The sequence below is a fragment of the Streptomyces sp. NPDC045899 genome (genome assembly GCF_056431485.1).
This window is the reverse complement of sequence record NZ_JBWKKP010000002.1, coordinates 94,600-112,653: the sequence shown is the minus strand read 5'-3', so window position 1 is coordinate 112,653 and position 18,054 is coordinate 94,600. Positions and strand designations below refer to the sequence as shown.

The window sequence follows — 18,054 nt, the reverse complement described above, 5'->3', positions numbered from 1 at the left end:
CGGATGTCGGCTGTTCGCCGCTCCGGGGGCCTACCCTGAATCTCAGATCTTTGGCAGATCTTGGCGAAGGGAGCACACAGTGGGCAACGCCGAGGAAGAGCGAGCGCTGCACGAGCAGCGTCTGGGCCCGGTCGTGCGCCGTCGTCACCAGATGCGACCCGGTACCACCGACCAGCGGCTGCTGGACACCCAGGGCGCCACGCACTGGGTGCACGAGGACCCGTTCCGCGTACTGCGCATCCAGTCCGAGTTCGTCGAGGGCTTCGGCACCCTGGCGGAGCTCGGCAAGGCCGTCAGTGTGTTCGGATCCGCCCGCACCCCCGAGGGATCGCCGGAGTACGAGGCCGGGGTGCGGATCGGCCGGGCGCTGGCCGAAGCGGGCTTCGGGGTGATCACCGGCGGTGGTCCCGGCGCCATGGAGGCCGCCAACCGCGGCGCGAGCGAGGCGGGCGGCGTCTCCGTCGGCCTGGGCATCGAGCTGCCCTATGAGCAGGGGCTCAACCCGTACGTCGACATCGGGGTCAACTTCCGCTACTTCTTCGTCCGCAAGACGATGTTCGTGAAGTACGCGCAGGGCTTCGTGGTGCTGCCCGGCGGACTGGGCACCCTGGACGAGTGCTTCGAGGCGCTCACCCTGGTGCAGACCAAGAAGGTGACCCGCTTCCCGATCGTGCTGTTCGGCAGCTCCTACTGGCACGGGCTGGTCCACTGGCTGGAGAACACGCTGATCGCGGAGGGCAAGGCGTCCCCGCAGGACCTGGAGCTGTTCCACCTGACCGATGACATCGACGAGGTGGTCGATCTGGTCACCAAGGAGTCCGGCGCCTGATCCGGCGCCCGCGGGACCCTCAGGCCAGTCCCCGGCGGGCGACCGCCGGGGGCCGGTGGCCCGCGATGGACGACACCATGTCCAGCACCTGACGGGTCTCCGCCACCTCGTGCACCCGGTAGACCCGGGCGCCGAGCCAGGCCGAGACCGCGGTGGTGGCCAGGGTGCCGAGCACCCGTTCCTTCACCGGGCGGTCCAGCGTCTCGCCCACGAAGTCCTTGTTGGACAGCGACACCAGCACCGGCCAGCCGGTCTCCGCCAGCTCGCCGAGCCGCCGCGTCGCCTCCAGCGAGTGCCGGGTGTTCTTCCCGAAGTCATGCCCCGGATCGATCATGATCCCGTCCCGTCGCACCCCCAGTTCCACGGCGCGCTCCGCGAGCCCCAGGGTGACCCGCAGGATGTCCGCCACCACGTCGTCGTAGGCGATCCGGTGCGGCCGGGTGCGCGGTTCGGCCCCGCCCGCGTGGGTGCACACCAGTCCGGCGCCGTACCGGGCGGCGACCTCCGCCAGCCGGGGATCCACTCCGCCCCAGGCGTCGTTGAGCAGATCGGCGCCCGCCTCGCAGACCGCCTCGCCCACCTCGTGCCGCCAGGTGTCCACGCTGATCACCACATCCGGGTGGCGCCTGCGCACCTCGGCCACGAAACCGACGGTGCGCCGCGTCTCCTCCTCGGCGCTCACCTCGTCCCCCGGGCCCGCCTTGACCCCGCCGATGTCGATGATGGCCGCGCCGTCGGCGACCGCCCGCTCGACCCGGGCGAGCGCGGGCTCGTCGTGGAAGGTCGCCCCCTGGTCGTAGAAGGAGTCGGGCGTCCGGTTCACGATCGCCATGATCACCCGCTCGTCGGCGCCGAACTCACGTCGTCCCAGCCGCAGCATGCTTGTCCCTTCGCGTTCTCGCGTTCTTCTGTCCGGGGGCGGGCAGCGACGATAGCCGTCCCGGGGGCATGGCACGATCGGGTCAGACAGATGTCGAGGCCGTCGGGCACAGACTCAACCATGCACCCCCGGGGAGACGATCACCGTGTTCTTGTTCTTGCTGATCGCGCTGGTCGTAGTGGTCGGCGGGGTCACGCTCGCCGTCGTCGGGGGCGGCCAGGGCGGAACGCTGAGCGAGGCACCCCCGGACCTGCTGGACGACCGGCTGCCCGCCGACCGGCCCCTGGGCCGCTCCGATGTGGAGGCCCTGCGGCTGCCGATGACCCTGCGCGGCTACCGGATGGCCGACGTCGACGACGCGCTGGGCCGTCTCGGCGCCGAGCTCGCCGAGCGCGACGCCCGGATCGCCGAGCTGGAGGACGCGCTCGCCGGGCCCCGGGGCGCGGACCACGGCGGGCCCGCGCCGCAGACCGGCCGGGACCGCCGGGACCACCCCACCCCGCGCGGCGGTCTCGACGGTCCGGAGTCCGATGAGGACGAGCGCGACCAGGACGTGTTCCGGCCCCCGCGCCGCCACGGCGAGCACGGGGACTCCGGCGGCCACGACGGGTCCGAGGCATGAGCGGCCAGGGTCCGGTCACCGGACCGGACGGGCTGCCGCGCTGCCCCTGGGGGCTGGAGTCCGCCACCATGACGGACTACCGCGCCTACCACGACACCGAGTGGGGCCGCCCGGTCCACGGCGATGACGCCCTGTACGAACGGATCTGCCTGGAGGCGTTCCAGTCCGGTCTGTCCTGGCTGACGATCCTGCGCCGCCGCGAGGGCTTCCGCGCCGCCTTCGCCGGTTTCCGGATCGCCGAGGTGGCGGCGTTCACCGAGGCCGACGAGGAGCGGCTGCTCGCCGACCCCGGCATCATCCGCAACCGGGCCAAGATCGTGGCCACCATCGCCAACGCCCGTGCGGCGGCGGAGCTGGACCCGGGCGAACTGGACGAGCTGATCTGGTCCCACGCCCCCGACCCCGACGGCCGTCCGGTGCCGCGGACCACCGCGGACGTCCCGGCGATCACCGAGGAGTCCACGGCGCTCAGCCGCGCCCTCAAGAAGCGCGGCTTCCGCTTCGTCGGGCCCACCACCGCCTACGCCCTGATGCAGGCGTGCGGTCTGGTCGACGACCATCTCGCGGGCTGTCATCTGCGCGGCGCCGCCTGACCCGACCGGCGGCACCGGCCGGACCGCGCGCGGCCGCCGGGCGGTCCTCAGCGGCCGGTGAAGCGCGGCTTCTCCTTCTTCACGAAGGCGTCGACGGCGGTGAGATGGTCGTCCGAGGAGCCCAACCGCCGCTGCAACTCGTCCTCCTTGGCCAGCGCGTCGGTCAGGGTATGCCCGGCCGCGTAGGCCAGCGACTCCTTGACCGCCGCGTAGGCGGCGGTCGGACCCTGGGCCAGCGCACGGGCGACCGCCGTCGCCTCGGCCGCCAACTCCGCGGCCGGGACGACGCGGTTGGCGATGCCCAGCTCCAGCGCCTCCGCGGCGCCCACATTGCGGGGGAAGAGCATCAGATCGGCGGCGCGGCCGTGGCCGACCAGCCGCTGGAGGGTCCAGGAGATCCCCGAGTCTCCGGTGAGCGCGACGCCGACGAACGAGGTGTTGAAGCTCGCGGAGTCGGCCACGATCCGGTAGTCGGCGGCCATCGCGAAGCCCGCTCCGGCCCCGGCCGCGACCCCGTTGACGGCGGCGACGACCGGCTTGGGCATCCCCGCGATGGTGGTGACGATCGGGTTGTAGTGGAGGGCGACCGTGGTCATGGTCGAGCCTTCGGTGGCCTCGCCCCGGGCGTGGGCCTCACGGTCCGCCGCCAGCAGCCCGATGTGCTCCTTGAGGTCCTGGCCGACGCAGAACGCGCGGCCCGACCCGGTCAGCAGCACCGCCCGCACGGCCGGGTCCTCGGCGGCCTGGAGCAGCGCGTCGCGCAGCGCCACCTTGATGTCGAGGTTGAGCGCGTTCATGGCGTCGGGACGATTCAGGGTGATCGTCGCGAGCCCGTCGGTCAGCTCGTAGAGCACGGTGTCGGCCATCGGCGGTCCTCCGGAGGTGGCTGGTCGCGGCTGGGGCGGTGCCGCGGGGGCCGGGCCGGGGAACGGGCCCGCTGCGGCGGTCAGCGCTCAGCATGCCGGAGATCATGACCGGGCGACATGCCACCCTCCCCGAATTGGGTGGATTTGCGGGAGTGGCTCCCACGGGGGTTGCCGACCGATGTTGGTCATCGGGTCGTGCCATGCGGGATAATGGCAGAGAAGCAACGTGTTCGATGCCGGTGACACCTGGGTTGTCGGCTGCGATGAGCTGGTTTCAGGAAGGGGAACGAGCATGGCGGCCATGAAGCCGCGGACGGGCGACGGCCCGCTCGAGGTGACCAAGGAGGGGCGGGGCATCGTCATGCGCGTTCCGCTCGAAGGCGGCGGTCGGCTCGTCGTCGAGCTGACACCCGACGAGGCCGATGCCCTCGGCGACGCCCTGAAGAAGGTCGTCGGCTGACGGACCGGCCCCACCATCACCCGAGTGCCGCCCCGGCGTCCGGTACACAGGTACCGGCCGCCGGGGCGGTGCTGTACCGGGAGCCGGGATGACCGGGTGCCGGGGCGCGTGCCCCGGCCCGGGGAGCGCCCTCAGCCGCGCTTGACGGCGCAGAGCAGTCCGTCGCCCACCGGCAGCAGGGAGGACTGGAGAACGGTCGACTCCCGCACGGTGCGCAGCAGCTCCCGCAGCCGCAGCACCTCCTGCGGCTGTGCGGCGGAGTCCACGGTCCGGCCGCCCGCGAAGACCCCCTCGAAACAGACCAGGCCGCCCGGCCGCAGCAGCCGCATGGCCTCCTCGAGGTAGTCCAGGCACTCCAGCCGGTCGCCGTCGCAGAAGACGAGGTCGTAGCCGCCGTCGGCCAGCCGCGGCAGTACGTCCAGGGCGTGGCCGGGGATGAAGCGCGCCCGGTTCCCGGCGAATCCGGCCGCGCGGAACGCCTGCCGGGCGAACTGCTGCATCTCCGGTTCGATGTCCACGGTGGTCAGCACCCCGTCCGGGCGCATCCCGTGCAGCAGGTGGATACCGGAGACCCCGGTCCCGGTGCCGATCTCGGCGACGGCCTTGGCGTCCGCGGCGGCGGCGAGCAGCCGCAGCGCAGCGCCGGTACCCGCTGACACCGAGCGCAGTCCCGCCTCCCGGGCCCGGTCACGGGCCCAGTGCAGGGCTTCGTCCTCGGCGACGAACGCGTCGGCGAACGCCCAGCTCGTCTGCCGGTTGCCGGTAATGACCCTCTCCTGTCCCCGTAGTTCGCGCAACGGTGACTGTATCCGCTGCGCACGGGAACCCGCAGATGGGACCGGGCGTTGACGGGAGAGGGGGGATCGTATGGATCACGACCAAATGCAGGCCAAAAATGCTTATCCGGAGCTAACGGGCGAGGTGGATATGGTAGGGGCTCTACTGGACACCACCAGAGCCGACAGGGGAGGTGCGGCTGCGGCCGGTGACCGGCGAGTGCTGAGGCGCTTTCGCAGGTCAGCGGGCGAGCCGAAATCCGTGACCAACACCGCTGACCGTTCCCGTTCCGCCGAATCCGCCATGACCGCGACCTTCGCCAGTGATGCGGACGCCCCGGCGTGGACGCCTCCCACCTGGGAGGAGATCGTCAGCACGCACAGCGCACGGGTCTACCGCCTCGCGTACCGGCTCACCGGTAACCAGCACGACGCCGAGGACCTCACCCAGGAAGTGTTCGTCCGCGTCTTCCGCTCGCTGTCGACGTACACCCCGGGCACCTTCGAGGGCTGGCTGCACCGCATCACCACCAATCTCTTCCTCGACATGGTCCGGCGCCGTCAGCGCATTCGCTTCGACGCCCTCGGCGAGGACGCGGCGGAGCGGCTGCCCAGCCGTGAGCCCTCCCCCCAGCAGCACTTCAACGACACCCACTTCGACGCCGATGTGCAGCAGGCGCTCGACACCCTGGCCCCGGAGTTCCGCGCCGCCGTGGTGCTCTGTGACATCGAGGGGCTGTCGTACGAGGAGATCGCCGCCACGCTCGGTGTGAAGCTCGGCACAGTGCGCAGCCGTATCCACCGCGGCCGTTCGCACCTGCGCAAGGCGCTGCGTCACCGCGCCCCCGCGGCACGGACCGAGCAGCAGCACGAGGTGACGGCCGTCGCCCCGCGCGTCGGCGGTCCCCGGGTGAGCGGGGAGGTCGGAATCGCGTGACCCGGTCAGGCGGTCAGTCCCCCGCCGAGCAGCATCTCGGCGACCGCCTTGCGGCTCTCGTCGACGGTGAGCTCGGGCATGACGCCCGGGAGCGCGTTCTCGCGCACCTCGCCACGTGCTGCAAGTGCAAGGCGGAGGCCGACGCGCAGCGTCGGCTGAAACGTGTGTTCGCCCAGGCGGCGCCCCCCGGGCCCTCCGAGGGCTTTCTGGCGCGTCTCCAGGGGCTGCCCGGCGGCTCCGGTGACGAAGGCGGCGGTTCCCCCTTCGGCGGGTCCGAGATCTTCGGCATGCGGGGCATGCCCGGCGGCACCCGGGACGTACGGGAGGTGGCCGACCCGCGGGAAAGACGCGAGCGGGCGTTCGCGTTGCTGCCCCCGGTGGCACCGGGCACCGCGATCGCCCCGGCGGCCTCGGCCCCGGCCTCCCGCGAGCGCGGTTTCCGCATCCATGAGGTGGAGCGGTCCGGACCGCGCCGCCGGTTCGCCTTCGCCGCCGCGGGCGCGGTCTCGCTCGCGGCGTTCGCGCTCGGCGCCGCCCTCCCGCTGGACGCGGCGGTCGACCCCCCCGGCCGGATGGCCGAGGGCCCGGACACCTCGGTGACCCCCGCCCGCGCCGACTCCGCCGGCACCCCGGCCACGGGCACGCGCGAGCGCACCCGCAAGGAGGTGGGGCTGCGGACCACCGGTGACTCCCGCGCGGATGTCCCGTCCCCGGCGCCCACCCCGCATCCGCGGGCCCTGCGCCAGGCCGCGAGCGCGGCGGCGCTGAACCCGCTGATACAGCCGCTGCTGTCGGCCACCGAGCTGCTGCGCCCCCGGCCCGCCACGGCGCCGGCCCCCGGGCCGACGCTGCTGGAGGGCCCGACACAGCCCGCTGCGCGCACCTCGCCCTCGCTGGGCGTCAGCGCGCCGCCGGAGTGATCCCGGTCACCGGGAGCCGTGTGCGCGCACCTGACACGGTCCATCCGTCCGCACTGCGCCCGCGTCGGCGGACCTGATTGAATCGCCTCCGGGCAGCGCGACCCGGAGGCGGCTGATGTCTGCCCTCGCGGCCGCGCGGTCCGTGTCGTGTCGCGGGAACTTGGGGAGATCATGGACGAGCGGAAGGCCCCCGGGCCCAAGCCGAAACCGAAGTGGTGGAGCCGTCCGGCCGCACGACCCGTGGATGACCGGCCGACGGCCGTGGAGACCACCGAGGCGGCGGACGGTAGCGCCGGGCAGGACGCGGCCCAGGACGCTGCTGCGGCCCCGGTGCGGACCTCCGCGGCCGAGGGGACGGCAGGGACCGCCGCAGCGGGCGGTGAGCCCGAGGACGCGGTGCCGTCCGCCGAGCCGCGCCCCCGTCCGCTGCACGAGCCCGACCCGTACGGCACCCCGCCCTACGGCGGCCCCGGCCCCTGGGCCCCCGCACCGCCCGTCCAGCACCCGGTCGCCACCCCGGCCCACGGCACCCACCTCCCGCCGGGCACGGTTCCCGGCCACGGCACCCCGGTCCCGTCCGGCGCGACGCCCGGCCACGGCACCCCGGTCCCGCCGGGTGCGACGCCCGGGCACGGCACCCCGGTCCCGCCGGGCGCGACGCCCGGGCACGGCACGCATCTCCCACCAGGGGTCCCGGCCGTACCGCCGCAGGCCGCCCCGGCCGCCCCGGCGGCCATGGCGCACCCCGGGATGACGCCGCCGCACGGCACCCCGCTTCCGCCGTCCGCCGCCGAGGGCGCCGCGGCTCCGGCGGCCCAGTGGCGGCAGTACGACCCCTGGGGCGCCCCCGCGCCCCCGCCGGCCCCCGCCCCCCGGATGATCACCCGTCGCCGCGCCTGGGTCGCCGTCCTGGTGATCGCGCTGATCGCGGGCTGTCTGGGCGGAGCCATCGGCGGCTATCTGGAGCACGACCGCGCGACCGGCGGCGGGGACGTCAAGCTGCCGCAGGCCCCGGTCGACAGCCAGTCGCGGGCCCCGGGTTCCATCGCGGGCATCGCCGCCCGTTCGCTGCCCGGTGTGGTCACCATCCACGTCCGCGGCGGTTCCGCGGAGGGCACCGGCACCGGCTTCGTCCTGGACAAGCGCGGCCACATCCTCACCAACAACCACGTCGTGGAGCCCGCGGGCACCGGTGGCGACATAACGGTGACGTTCAACGGCGGTCAGTCCGCCGGTGCCAAGGTCATCGGCCGGGACGCGGGGTACGACCTCGCCGTGATCAAGGTCGAGGGCGTCTCCGGGCTCCGTCCGCTGCCGCTGGGCAACTCCGACTCGGTGCGGGTCGGCGACCCGGTGGTGGCCATCGGCGCACCGTTCGACCTCGAGGGCACCGTGACCTCGGGCATCATCAGCGCCAAGGAGCGCCCCATCACCGCGGGCGGCGAGAAGGGCGACGGCACCGACATCAGCTATGTCGACGCGCTCCAGACGGACGCCCCGATCAACCCGGGCAACTCCGGTGGTCCGCTGGTGGACGGCAGGGCCCGCGTCATCGGCATCAACAGCGCGATCCGCGCCGCGGACGACGGCTCCGAGCTCGGCGGCCAGGGCGGCAGCATCGGCCTGGGCTTCGCGATCCCGATCAACCAGGGAAAGCGGGTGGCCGAGGAGCTGATCAACACCGGTAAGGCCACCCATCCCGTGATCGGGGTCACCCTCGACATGGATTACCAGGGCGACGGCGCCCGGGTGAACACCAAGGGTGTCGGCGGCCCGCCGGTGAAGCCGGGCGGACCGGGCGACGAGGCCGGGATCAAGGCCGGTGACGTGATCACCGAGGTGGACGGGGTGCGGGTGCACAGCGCCCCGGAGCTGATCGTCAAGATCCGCAGCCATCGCCCCGGGGACCGGCTCCGGCTGACCGTGGAGCGGGACGGCGAGAAGCGCTCGGTGGAGCTGTCCCTGGGCTCGGCGAGCAGCGAGGGATGACCCTGATGTTGGCCCGGCCGTCTCCCGTGTCACCCCCGCCGACAGGTACCGTGTGGAGTGGCCTGGACCGTGGCCACGGGACCTCTCTAGGAGCTGCACGGTGTTGGACATAGGACCTCTCGAGCTCGTCGCGCTCGTCGTCCTTGCGGTGCTCGTCTTCGGCCCGGACAAGCTGCCGAAGGTGGTCCGCGATGTGTCGCAGTTCATCCGTAAGATCCGGGAGTTCTCCGACAGCGCCAAGGAGGACATCCGCTCCGAGCTGGGACCGGAGTTCAAGGACTTCGAGTTCGAGGACCTCAATCCCAAGACGTTCGTCCGCAAGCATGTCCTGGACTCGGATGAGCTGGGCCTGAAGGAGATCCGCAACGGCTTCGACCTCCGCAAGGAGATGGCGGAGGTCGCCGACGCGGTGCACGGCCGGGAGAGTGAGTCCTCCCAGGGCTCCCCGGGCGGCTCCGGCTCCTCCTCGCCGGCCGCCCCGTCGTCCGGTTCCACCACCCCTGACCTGCTGCGCAAGCGGGAAGAGCCGGGTCGCGAGGACCGTCCGCCTTTCGACTCCGACGCCACTTGATCCCACCTATGCCCGACCTGGTTGACCGGTATGGCTATCCTCCCTTTGTCCGGGGTGAGGTCGCCTGAGGGGGGCGGGCCGCCCATGACGCAGGGCAACGAGGAGGCCGCGCGCACATGGAGACGACGAGTCGGCTAGGGGTGCAGGGAGTGGGCGCAGCCGCGCAAGGAATGCCCGCCGACGCCCGGCGGAGCGTCGATGGCTATCTGATGGCCGCTTTCCCCTGGTACGGCCTTGACGAGGCGTTCACCGGCCCCCGCTGGCTGATGCAGGTGGGCGCGGCGGCGGACGGCACCGTCGAGTACGGTTCCACCGGCCACGGCGAGGAGCCGTCGCTGCGGGTGGAGACCGATATGGATCAGCAGCGGTTCGCGGTGGTGGTCACCGTCGCCAGCCGCCCGGTGCGGGACAGCGCGGACGGCACCGGCGTCCTGGAGGCCACCTCGGTCTCCTCGGCCGCCTGGCTGGCGGGCTCGGGCCTGCTGTCGTGCACCTGGCCGACCCGTATGGAGCGGGCGCTGCGCCAGGACTGGCTGGACCAGCAGACCGCTATCGCCTGGGAGCTGGCGGACGACGTCGAGGGCGAGGGCTGGACGGCCCTGTCGCTGCCCGTGGACGGAGTGCCGACCGACTTCCGCTACCGCGAGTCCGAGTACGGCTGGGTGCTGGCCGGATCGGCGCGCGACGGGGTGCACATCGGGGCGTACGGGCGCGGGATGAGCGCCTACGGACTCGGCTTCTCAGTGATCAAGGACATCACCGAGTACGACACCGACGGCTGAGCGCCGACGCCTCGCAGACACGAGCGGCGGGGGTGGCCGGTCTCCCAGGAGACCGGCCAACCCGCCGCTCGATGCCGTCAGAACTTGTCGCGCGGGGTGACCCCCAGGGACATGCCCGCGAGCCCGCGCTGCCGCCCGCCGATCTTGCCCGCGATCGCCTTGAGCGCGGCGCCCGCCGGGGAGTCGGGGTCGGTCAGTACGACCGGCTTGCCCTCGTCGCCGCCCTCGCGCAGCCGGACGTCGATCGGGATCGCGCCCAGGACCGGCACCGTCGTACCGGTGGTCCGGCTGAGCCCGTCCGCGACCAGCTGGCCGCCGCCGGTGCCGAACACGTCGACCATCTCGTCGCAGTGCGGGCAGGGCAGCCCGGACATGTTCTCCACCACGCCGACGATCTTCTGGTGGGTCTGCACGGCGATCGACCCGGCCCGCTCGGCCACCTCGGCGGCGGCCTGCTGCGGTGTGGTCACCACCAGGATCTCGGCGTTGGGCACCAGCTGGGCCACCGAGATCGCGATATCGCCGGTGCCCGGGGGCAGGTCGAGGAGCAGGACGTCGAGGTCGCCCCAGTAGACATCGGCCAGGAACTGCTGGAGCGCGCGGTGCAGCATCGGTCCGCGCCACACCACCGGGGCGTTGCCCGGGGTGAACATCCCGATCGAGATCACCTTCACACCGTTCGCGGACGGCGGCATGATCATGTTCTCGACCTGGGTGGGCCGTCCGTCGGCGCCCAGCATGCGCGGTACGGAGTGGCCGTAGATGTCGGCGTCCACCACGCCGACCTTGAGGCCGTCGGCGGCCAACGCCGCGGCCAGGTTGACCGTGACCGAGGACTTGCCGACGCCGCCCTTGCCGGACGCCACCGCGTAGACCCGGGTGAGCGAACCGGGCTGGGCGAAGGGCACCTCGCGCTCGGCCTGACCGCCGCGCAGCGAGGCGGCCAGCTCCCGGCGCTGCTCATCGCTCATCACATCGAGTTCGACGGTGACCGAGGTCACACCCTCGACCCGGGTGACCGCGTCCCGCACATTGGTCGTGATCGTCTCCCGCATCGGACAGCCGGAGACCGTGAGGTAGACCACCACCGCGACCGCGCCGTCGGCGGCGATGTCCACGGATTTGACCATGCCGAGGTCGGTGATCGGCTTGTGGATCTCCGGGTCGTTGACCGTGGCGAGCGCGGCGCGGACCGCGTCCTCGCTCGGCGATGGGGGAGTGTCGGTTGCCATATGGAGATGGTACGGCGCGCCGGGCGAGCCACGGAAAGCCCGTCAGTGGTCGCGTTCCTCACTCCGGGCGGGGCCGTCCCGCCCCTCGTCCAGCTCCCTGATCAGGTCCTCGAACTCCGAGCGGATCCAGTCCCGGGTGGCGACCTCGCCCAGTCCCACGCGCAGGGCCGCGATCTCCCGGGTCAGGAACTCGGTGTCGGCGATGGACCGTTCGTTCTGCTTGCGGTCCTGCTCGAGGTTGACCCGGTCGCGGTCGGCCTGCCGGTACTGGGCGAGCAGGATCAGCGGCGCGGAGTACGACGCCTGGAGCGACAGCATCAGGGTCAGGAAGATGAACGGGAAGGGGTCGAATCGCAGCCGGTCCGGGGCCAGGGTGTTCCAGCTCACCCACACGACCACGAAGGCCGTCATCCAGGCGATGAAACGGCCGGTGCCCAGGAAGCGGGCGATCCGCTCCGACGCTTTGCCGAACGCCTCCGGGTCCCACGCGGGCAGCGGACTGCGGCGCCGCGGTTTGGGCCGGTCCAGGCGGCTCCCCTCACCGTCCATCGGCGGCCCCCGGCATGGTCACCCCGGTGTGCAGCTCCCGCTCCCGCCAGTCGGACGGCAGCAGGTGGTCCAGGACGTCGTCCACGGTGACCGCGCCGAGCAGTGAGCCGCTCTCGTCCACCACCGGCGCGGCCAGCAGGTTGTAGACCGCCAGGTGGCTGGCGACCACCGGCAGCGGGGTGTCCGGCGGCAGCGGCGGCAGATCGGTGTCGACGATCGAGGCGACGAGGGTGAACGGCGGGTCGCGCAGCAGCCGTTGGAAGTGGATGGTGCCCAGGTACCGCCCGGTGGGGGTCTCGTCCGGCGGACGGCACACATAGACCTGGGCGGCCAGCGCCGGGGTCAGGTCCTGGATGCGCACCCGGGCCAGCGCGTCCGCGACGGTGGCGTCCGGCCGCAGCACGATGGGCTCGGTGGTCATCAGACCGCCCGCCGAGCCCTCCTCGTACGACATCAGACGGCGCATGTCGGCGGCGTCGCGCGGGCGCATCAGGGCCAGCAGCCGTTCCTTGTCCTCCTCGGGGAGCTCGGAGAGCAGATCGGCCGCGTCATCGGGGTCCATGGCCTCCAGGACGTCCGCGGCGCGCTCCTCCTTGAGCTTGCCGAGGATCTCCACCTGGTCGTCGTCGGGCAGCTCCTCCAGAACGTCCGCGAGCCGGTCGTCGTCCAGCGCCGCCGCCACCTCGCCGCGCCGCTTGGCGGAGAGGTGGTGCAGCACATTGGCGAGGTCGGCGGGGCGCAGCCGTTCGAAGGTGGCGAGCAGGTTCTCCGCGCCCTGGCCGTGCTCCTCCAGCGAGAAGCCGGTGACGGCCGACCACTCGACGGTCAGCGACTCTCCGCGGCGGCGCAGCGCCCCGGACTTGCCGCGCCGCACATGGACCTTGTCGATCTCCCATTCACGGCGGGCGGGCAGCTGGCCCATCGCCACGTCCAGGACGGTGACCTCCTCGCCGGTCTCCACCAGCCGCACCCGGCGGTCGAGCAGTTCACCGAGGACCAGCGTCTCGGTGGGGCGCTGTTCGAAGCGCCGCATGTTGATCACGCCGGTGCTGATGACCTGGCCGGACTCCACCCCGGTCACCCGGGTCATGGGCAGGAAGATCCGGCGGCGGCCGACCACCTCGACCACCAGTCCGAGCACCCGCGGCGGCCGTCCCGCCAGCCGCAGCATCGCCACCAGATCGCGGACCCGCCCCACCTGGTCGCCGTTGGGGTCGAAGACGGCGACACCCGCGAGGTGCGAGACGAAGACCCTGGGGGCGCCTGCCGGCATGTCCTGCCTCTCCTCGTCCGTGGCCCGTCACGGCCCGTTCCGCTGTGCCGCCTTCAGGTCCTTTCGTACTGTTACGCCGGGTTCAGGCTAGCGTGCCCCGACCCGCCGTGCCGCTGGACGAGGGGCCGTCCGCCACCCTGCGGACACCCGTGGACGGCACCGGTACGCTGCCCTACTGCACCGGCATCAGGAGGCAGAGCGGACGTGCGCACCCGGAAGAGCGCCCTCGTCGCGGCGATGTGCGCGGGGTTGGCCGCGACCCTCGCGGCGTGCGGTGGCGAAGGGGGCAAGGACCCCGACGCGGGCACCAATGGCGTGGGCAAACTGCCCGCCGCCAAGATCGAGAGCAAGGCCCGTGCGGCGGCCGGGAGCGCGAGAGCGGTACGGCTGTCCGGCAACCTCGTCACCAAGGGGCGCACCTACACCCTCGACGTGCGGCTCAAGGACGACGGCGGCACCGGACAGGTCTCCACCCAGGGCAGCACCTTCGAGCTGCTGCGCGTCGGCAAGGAGCTCTACCTCAAGGCGGACGCGGGCTTCTGGGCGCGCGAGGGCGCCGGGAAGGGCGGCGACGCCGCCGGGGACGCCGCGCACAAGCTGGACGACAAGTATGTGAAGGTGCCCTCCGGCGACCCCTCCTACCGGCGGCTCACCGGTTTCACCGACAAGAAGGTGCTGCTCGACGGATTGCTCGGACTGCACGGCCGGATCAGCGCGGGGGACCGCGGCGCGGTGAGCGGTGTGCGCACCATCCGGGTCCTCGGCGGCGAGGGCGGTGAGGGCGGCTCGCTGGACGTCTCCCTGGAGGGCCGTCCGTACCCCCTGCGGCTCCAGCGGGCGGGGCGCGCCGGAGTGATCCGGCTCGCCGACTGGAACAAGGACTTCACGCTGACCGCCCCGGACCAGGACCACGTCCTGGACTACGGACGGCAGATCCCCGACGGGCCGTGACGCCCCGCGCCTCCCGCGGTTCGGTCGCGCCCCGGAGGGCGGCGGCACCTCGCGGCTCTTCCAGCGGAGCGCTCAGCGCCTGCGGCCCCGGCGCCCGCGCGCCAGCAGCTTCGGCAGCGCCTCCGGCATCGGCCGGCGGGTGACCGCCGCGGACGGCAGCGGGGTCGCCGCCAGCGAGCCGGTGGGCTGCTCGGCGAGCGCCCCCGGTGCGGGCTCCAGCCGCAGTACCCGGCTGCTCTCGGCCCACCGCTCGGCGATCCGGTCGGCGTCCACCGCGTTCAGCCGCTTGCCCTTGAGCTCGTCGACCGCCGCGGTCCACGCCTCGCCGCGCGGGGTCAGCTCCACCACCCGCGCGGGGAAGCCGACCAGTCGGCCGCCCTTGTCCTTGCTGCGCACGGTCACCGTGGCGGGGCCGCCGTCGGCGAGGCCGAGTCCGGTGAGGGGCTGTTCGTCGGGGCCGTCCCCGACCAGGCAGACGGCGCCGTCGTGCCAGATGTGCCACAGCGCGCGGGCGGTGCCCTCGCTCCCCTGGACCCAGATGAGGGCGGACTTCTTGGCCGCCTCCTCGACAAGGGCACGGTCCATCGGCGTCTGCGTCATGTGCACAGCCTAGGACGTGTGCGCGGCGTCCCCGCCGGGTGCCCGGGGGCCGTCCCGGTCCGCGGGACGGCCGGTCCCCGCCCCGGTCACGCGCCTTACGCTGAGGGTGTGTCCACCGCCCGTCCCGCTCCCGGTCCCGTCACCGGCCACGCGCCGGACGGGACCGGCGGCGCGGCTGCCGCCACCGCGCTCCCGCTGGACGCCGTACTGCTCGCGGTGGCCGTCGCCGGGGTCTCGTTCTCCGCGCCGCTGGCCGCCGCCACCGCGGCGCCCGCCCTCGCCATCGCCTTCTGGCGGAACGCCATGGCGGTCGGCGCGCTGGCCCCGTTCGCCCTGTGGCGCCACCGGGGCGAGCTGCGCGGGATGGGACGCCGGGCGGTGCTGCTGTCGGCCTCGGCCGGGGCGCTGCTCGCGGTGCACTTCGGCACCTGGCTGCCGAGTCTGCGGATGACCTCCGTCGCCTCCTCCACCGCGCTGGTCACCACCACCCCGATCTGGACCGCCCTGCTGCTGCGGCTGCGCGGCCACCGCCCGGCCGCGCGGGTCTGGCTGGGTATGGGGTTCGCCCTGCTCGGTGTGGTGATGCTCACCGGAGTCGATCTGTCGGCCTCGCCCCGCGCGCTGCTGGGCGACGGACTGGCGCTGGTCGGCGGGGTGGCCGGGGCCGGGTACGTGGTGCTCGGCGCGGAGGTGCGCCGCTCGGTGAGCACCACCGCGTACACCTTCGTCTGCTACACCACCACCAGCGCGCTGCTGCTGGCCGTCTGTCTGGGCTCGGGCACCGCGCTCGGCGGCTACCGGGGTGTCACCTGGCTCCAGCTGGCCGCCCTGACGGTCACCGCGCAACTGCTGGGGCACACCCTGATCAACCGGGTGGTGCGGGGCCTCGGCCCTTCCGTCACCTCCACCGCGGTGCTGCTGGAGACCCCGGGGGCGGCCCTGATCGCGGCGCTCTGGCTCGGCCAGACACCGCCCGTGGCCGCCTACCCGGCGCTCGCGGTGATCCTCGGCGGACTCACCCTGGTCATCCTGGCGGACCGCCGGAAGACCGGACGCATGGGTCTAGAGCCAGCCGTTCCGCTTGAAACCGCGGTGGATGGCGAAGCAGATCCCGACGGTGACCAGCAGCACGGACGGGTAGCCGAACTTCCAGCGCAGCTCCGGCATGTAGTCGAAGTTCATCCCGTAGATCCCCGCGATCATCGTGGGGACGGCGAAGATCGCCGCCCATGACGTGATCTTGCGCATGTCCTCGTTCTGCGCCACGGTCGCCTGCGCCAGATTGGCCTGGAGGATCGAGTTCAGCAGGTCGTCGAAGGACAGCACCTGCTCGTTGACCCGGGCCAGGTGGTCCGCCACGTCCCGGAAGTACTTCTGGATGTCCGGGTCCACCAGCCGCATCGGACGCTCGCTCAGCAGCTGCATCGGCCGCAGCAGCGGCGAGACCGCCCGCTTGAACTCCAGCACCTCACGCTTGAGCTGGTAGATCCGGCCCGCGTCACCGCCGCGCCGGGAGGTCGCCGCCGAGAAGACATCGATCTCCACCTCGTCGATGTCGTCCTGTACGGCGTCGGCGACCGCCAGATAGCCGTCGACCACCTGGTCGGCGATGGCGTGCAGCACCGCCGAGGGGCCCTTGGCCAGGAGCTCCGGGTCGTCCTGGAGCCGGTGGCGCAGCGCGCGCAGCGAACCCTGTCCGCCGTGCCGGACGGTCACGATGAAGTTCCGGCCGGTGAAGCACATCACCTCGCCGGTCTCCACCACCTCGCTGGTCGCGGTGAGTTCGGCGTGCTCGACGTAGTGGATCGTCTTGAAGACGGTGAAGAGGGTGTCGTCGTACCGCTCCAGCTTGGGCCGCTGGTGCGCCTGGACCGCGTCCTCCACGGCCAGCGGGTGCAGCCCGAACTCCTGGGCGATACCGGCGAACTCACGCTCGTTCGGCTCGTGCAGACCGATCCAGGCGAAGCCGCCCTCGGCGCGCACCCGCTCCATCGCCCTCGCCGGGCTGACGTGGTCGCTGACCCGCCGTCCGTCCCGGTAGACCGCGCAGTCCACCACGGCGCTGGTGACCGAGGGGTCACGGGTGGCGTCGTAGTTGTGGGCGGTGCGGGTCCGGCGCAGGGCGGGGCGGACGGCTGCGCGCAGGTCACGGATCATCGACATGACGGGCTCCTTCACGGGCAGGCCGTCAGCGGCGGGCGCGGGGCGCAGCGCGGCACCCGGAAGGTGGACGTACGGCGGTCCGGCATCTGTACGTCCGCAAAGCGGGCGGCGCTCCGTGCGATGGCGCTGACGGTTTCGCGTAAGAAAACTGAACAAAGCGGAACGAAGGCGCTCTGCCGTCACATGCCCTGGATGCGAACTGACTTCACGTGTTTCACCGCGGGGCGGTGGGGTACGGAAGGCTCAGATCATGCGTGCGCATCCCCAGGGGAAACGACGGGAGAACTGTCGGTACTGCACGGTCGACTCGGATCCACCGCAGCCCCACCTCCTCCGGCCGGTCCCCCGTGGGGGACGACGTGTAACTCCCTGGGCAGAGATAAAGGCTATCAGTCGGCAGAAGCGTTACGTCGCCGCTTTGCCTGTTCGATACGCGATCTATGCTCACCGCATGTCAGACGTTCTTCAGCTGGTCGAGGCCCGGTTGATCACCGCGCTGGGTGAGCCGGATGCCCGCGCCGCCGTCACCTTCGTCGGCACGGACCGCATCGAGGTGCTGCGGTTCCGGGGCGAGGGGGACGTCGTCCGCTACGCCACCCTCGGCATGTCGGGCACCCCGATGACCGACCCCACCGCCGCCGTCGCCGACCCGCTGCGCGGCCCCCGCGCCGAGCTGGTGCTCACCGTGCGCACCGACGGGAACGGCCCCGGCACCGGAGTGCTGGACGAGGTGCTGCGCCCGCTCGCCGTGCTGGCCGCCTCCCCCCAGGTGGAAGGACTGGTGGTGACGCCCGGCGCGTCGCTGGACATCGGCGCTCCGCTGTGGAGCGGTGCGCCCTTCACCTCCGTGCTGGTCGCCGAACCGGGCGGGCTGGTGGAGGACTTGGAACTGCTGCCGCCCATGGATCCGGTGCGGTTCCTGCCCCTGCTGCCGATGACGGGGAACGAGGCGGCCTGGAAGCGGGTGCACGGGGCGGGCGCGCTCCAGGACCGCTGGCTGCGGCACGGCACGGATCTGCGCGATCCGGTGCGCCCCGGGGTGCCGTTGAACGGCTGACGCC

At 72.7% G+C, this 18,054-nt stretch carries 19 protein-coding genes and 1 pseudogene; 12 read left to right on the top strand and 8 right to left on the bottom strand.

Annotation, left to right across the window (positions count from 1 at the left end; translation table 11 throughout):
• The first annotated feature begins 79 nt into the window (after positions 1-79).
• Positions 80-829: an LOG family protein gene (locus AC07FT_RS03020; protein ID WP_254738173.1), complete on the top strand. Its 750-nt coding sequence runs from the start codon at positions 80-82 to the stop codon at positions 827-829.
• Positions 830-848: 19 nt separating this feature from the next.
• On the opposite strand, the gene folP is transcribed toward AC07FT_RS03020, so the two are convergent.
• Positions 849-1,709 (bottom strand): dihydropteroate synthase, encoded by an 861-nt coding sequence (folP, locus tag AC07FT_RS03015; RefSeq protein WP_471194000.1) that lies wholly within the window; start codon positions 1,707-1,709, stop codon positions 849-851.
• A gap of 145 nt (positions 1,710-1,854) precedes the next feature.
• Here folP and AC07FT_RS03010 point away from each other — a divergent pair, with 145 nt between their 5' ends.
• A complete protein-coding gene (locus AC07FT_RS03010; protein WP_471193998.1) occupies positions 1,855-2,331 on the top strand; it encodes a DivIVA domain-containing protein in 477 nt (158 codons plus the stop codon).
• Positions 2,328-2,924, top strand: a complete 597-nt coding sequence (locus AC07FT_RS03005) for a DNA-3-methyladenine glycosylase I (protein ID WP_479173507.1) — start codon at positions 2,328-2,330, stop codon at positions 2,922-2,924. Before AC07FT_RS03010 ends, AC07FT_RS03005 begins: the two co-directional genes overlap by 4 nt.
• Positions 2,925-2,971: 47 nt before the next feature.
• Here the strand turns inward: AC07FT_RS03005 and AC07FT_RS03000 are convergent, their stop codons facing one another.
• Positions 2,972-3,790 carry an enoyl-CoA hydratase-related protein gene (locus tag AC07FT_RS03000; protein ID WP_479173505.1) on the bottom strand — a complete coding sequence of 273 codons (819 nt, stop codon included), beginning with the start codon at positions 3,788-3,790 and terminating at the stop codon, positions 2,972-2,974.
• A gap of 292 nt (positions 3,791-4,082) precedes the next feature.
• Between AC07FT_RS03000 and AC07FT_RS02995 the strand changes: the two genes are divergently transcribed.
• On the top strand, positions 4,083-4,250 hold the full coding sequence (locus AC07FT_RS02995; protein ID WP_003966491.1) for a DUF3117 domain-containing protein: 168 nt from the start codon (positions 4,083-4,085) through the stop codon (positions 4,248-4,250).
• Positions 4,251-4,381: 131 nt separating this feature from the next.
• Here AC07FT_RS02995 and AC07FT_RS02990 read toward each other — a convergent pair whose 3' ends face one another.
• On the bottom strand, positions 4,382-5,047 hold the full coding sequence (locus AC07FT_RS02990; protein ID WP_254738183.1) for an O-methyltransferase: 666 nt from the start codon (positions 5,045-5,047) through the stop codon (positions 4,382-4,384).
• 130 nt (positions 5,048-5,177) lie between these two features.
• Between AC07FT_RS02990 and sigE the strand changes: the two genes are divergently transcribed.
• The 5 genes from sigE to AC07FT_RS02965 all read left to right on the top strand — a co-directional run bounded on the left by sigE (position 5,178) and on the right by AC07FT_RS02965 (position 10,225).
• The gene (sigE, locus tag AC07FT_RS02985; RefSeq protein WP_479173503.1) at positions 5,178-5,963 is read left to right on the top strand and encodes an RNA polymerase sigma factor SigE; all 786 of its coding nucleotides are present in this window, start codon (positions 5,178-5,180) and stop codon (positions 5,961-5,963) included.
• Positions 5,960-6,883, top strand: coding sequence for an anti-sigma factor family protein (locus tag AC07FT_RS02980; RefSeq protein ID WP_479173501.1), 924 nt, complete (start codon positions 5,960-5,962; stop codon positions 6,881-6,883). Before sigE ends, AC07FT_RS02980 begins: the two co-directional genes overlap by 4 nt.
• A gap of 171 nt (positions 6,884-7,054) precedes the next feature.
• A complete protein-coding gene (locus AC07FT_RS02975; protein WP_479173499.1) occupies positions 7,055-8,872 on the top strand; it encodes a S1C family serine protease in 1,818 nt (605 codons plus the stop codon).
• 100 nt (positions 8,873-8,972) lie between these two features.
• Complete coding sequence (locus AC07FT_RS02970) at positions 8,973-9,443, top strand: sec-independent translocase (RefSeq protein WP_254738191.1); 471 nt, start codon at positions 8,973-8,975, stop codon at positions 9,441-9,443.
• 116 nt (positions 9,444-9,559) lie between these two features.
• Entirely contained in the window at positions 9,560-10,225 is a 666-nt protein-coding gene (locus AC07FT_RS02965) for a hypothetical protein (RefSeq protein WP_254738193.1), read from the top strand.
• Positions 10,226-10,302: 77 nt separating this feature from the next.
• Here AC07FT_RS02965 and AC07FT_RS02960 read toward each other — a convergent pair whose 3' ends face one another.
• The 3 genes from AC07FT_RS02960 to AC07FT_RS02950 are packed head-to-tail and all read right to left on the bottom strand — an operon-like array spanning position 10,303 to position 13,279.
• The gene (locus AC07FT_RS02960) at positions 10,303-11,457 is read right to left on the bottom strand and encodes an Mrp/NBP35 family ATP-binding protein (protein WP_479173497.1); all 1,155 of its coding nucleotides are present in this window, start codon (positions 11,455-11,457) and stop codon (positions 10,303-10,305) included.
• A gap of 42 nt (positions 11,458-11,499) precedes the next feature.
• A complete protein-coding gene (locus AC07FT_RS02955; protein WP_479173495.1) occupies positions 11,500-12,006 on the bottom strand; it encodes a DUF1003 domain-containing protein in 507 nt (168 codons plus the stop codon).
• On the bottom strand, positions 11,996-13,279 hold the full coding sequence (locus AC07FT_RS02950; protein ID WP_254738199.1) for a magnesium transporter MgtE N-terminal domain-containing protein: 1,284 nt from the start codon (positions 13,277-13,279) through the stop codon (positions 11,996-11,998). The genes AC07FT_RS02955 and AC07FT_RS02950 overlap by 11 nt, the downstream gene beginning before the upstream one ends.
• 204 nt (positions 13,280-13,483) lie before the next feature.
• Between AC07FT_RS02950 and AC07FT_RS02945 the strand changes: the two genes are divergently transcribed.
• Positions 13,484-14,230 (top strand): hypothetical protein, encoded by a 747-nt coding sequence (locus AC07FT_RS02945; protein WP_471193979.1) that lies wholly within the window; start codon positions 13,484-13,486, stop codon positions 14,228-14,230.
• Positions 14,231-14,302: 72 nt separating this feature from the next.
• On the opposite strand, the gene AC07FT_RS02940 is transcribed toward AC07FT_RS02945, so the two are convergent.
• A complete protein-coding gene (locus AC07FT_RS02940) occupies positions 14,303-14,830 on the bottom strand; it encodes a hypothetical protein (protein ID WP_471193977.1) in 528 nt (175 codons plus the stop codon).
• On the opposite strand from AC07FT_RS02940, the pseudogene AC07FT_RS02935 reads away from it, so the two are divergent.
• Positions 14,717-15,799, top strand: a pseudogene (locus AC07FT_RS02935) (DMT family transporter); the annotation flags it as partial. The gene AC07FT_RS02940 and the pseudogene AC07FT_RS02935 overlap by 114 nt on opposite strands.
• Before the next feature lie 93 nt (positions 15,800-15,892).
• Here the strand turns inward: AC07FT_RS02935 and AC07FT_RS02930 are convergent.
• Positions 15,893-16,993, bottom strand: a complete 1,101-nt coding sequence (locus tag AC07FT_RS02930; protein ID WP_479173493.1) for a magnesium and cobalt transport protein CorA — start codon at positions 16,991-16,993, stop codon at positions 15,893-15,895.
• 451 nt (positions 16,994-17,444) lie between these two features.
• On the opposite strand from AC07FT_RS02930, the gene AC07FT_RS02925 reads away from it, so the two are divergent.
• Positions 17,445-18,050 (top strand): suppressor of fused domain protein, encoded by a 606-nt coding sequence (locus AC07FT_RS02925; RefSeq protein WP_479173491.1) that lies wholly within the window; start codon positions 17,445-17,447, stop codon positions 18,048-18,050.
• Positions 18,051-18,054: the final 4 nt, after the last annotated feature.

Coding starts and splice junctions, on each gene's coding strand:
- AC07FT_RS02975 (WP_479173499.1), top strand. CDS start 7,055: ATGGACGAGCGGAAGGCCCCCGGGCCCAAGCCGAAACCGAAGTGGTGG.
- AC07FT_RS02925 (WP_479173491.1), top strand. CDS start 17,445: ATGTCAGACGTTCTTCAGCTGGTCGAGGCCCGGTTGATCACCGCGCTG.
- AC07FT_RS02960 (WP_479173497.1), bottom strand. CDS start 11,457: ATGGCAACCGACACTCCCCCATCGCCGAGCGAGGACGCGGTCCGCGCC.
- AC07FT_RS03005 (WP_479173507.1), top strand. CDS start 2,328: ATGAGCGGCCAGGGTCCGGTCACCGGACCGGACGGGCTGCCGCGCTGC.
- folP (WP_471194000.1), bottom strand. CDS start 1,709: ATGCTGCGGCTGGGACGACGTGAGTTCGGCGCCGACGAGCGGGTGATC.
- sigE (WP_479173503.1), top strand. CDS start 5,178: ATGGTAGGGGCTCTACTGGACACCACCAGAGCCGACAGGGGAGGTGCG.
- AC07FT_RS02940 (WP_471193977.1), bottom strand. CDS start 14,830: ATGACGCAGACGCCGATGGACCGTGCCCTTGTCGAGGAGGCGGCCAAG.
- AC07FT_RS02995 (WP_003966491.1), top strand. CDS start 4,083: ATGGCGGCCATGAAGCCGCGGACGGGCGACGGCCCGCTCGAGGTGACC.
- AC07FT_RS02950 (WP_254738199.1), bottom strand. CDS start 13,279: ATGCCGGCAGGCGCCCCCAGGGTCTTCGTCTCGCACCTCGCGGGTGTC.
- AC07FT_RS02930 (WP_479173493.1), bottom strand. CDS start 16,993: ATGTCGATGATCCGTGACCTGCGCGCAGCCGTCCGCCCCGCCCTGCGC.
- AC07FT_RS02955 (WP_479173495.1), bottom strand. CDS start 12,006: ATGGACGGTGAGGGGAGCCGCCTGGACCGGCCCAAACCGCGGCGCCGC.
- AC07FT_RS03000 (WP_479173505.1), bottom strand. CDS start 3,790: ATGGCCGACACCGTGCTCTACGAGCTGACCGACGGGCTCGCGACGATC.
- AC07FT_RS02965 (WP_254738193.1), top strand. CDS start 9,560: ATGGAGACGACGAGTCGGCTAGGGGTGCAGGGAGTGGGCGCAGCCGCG.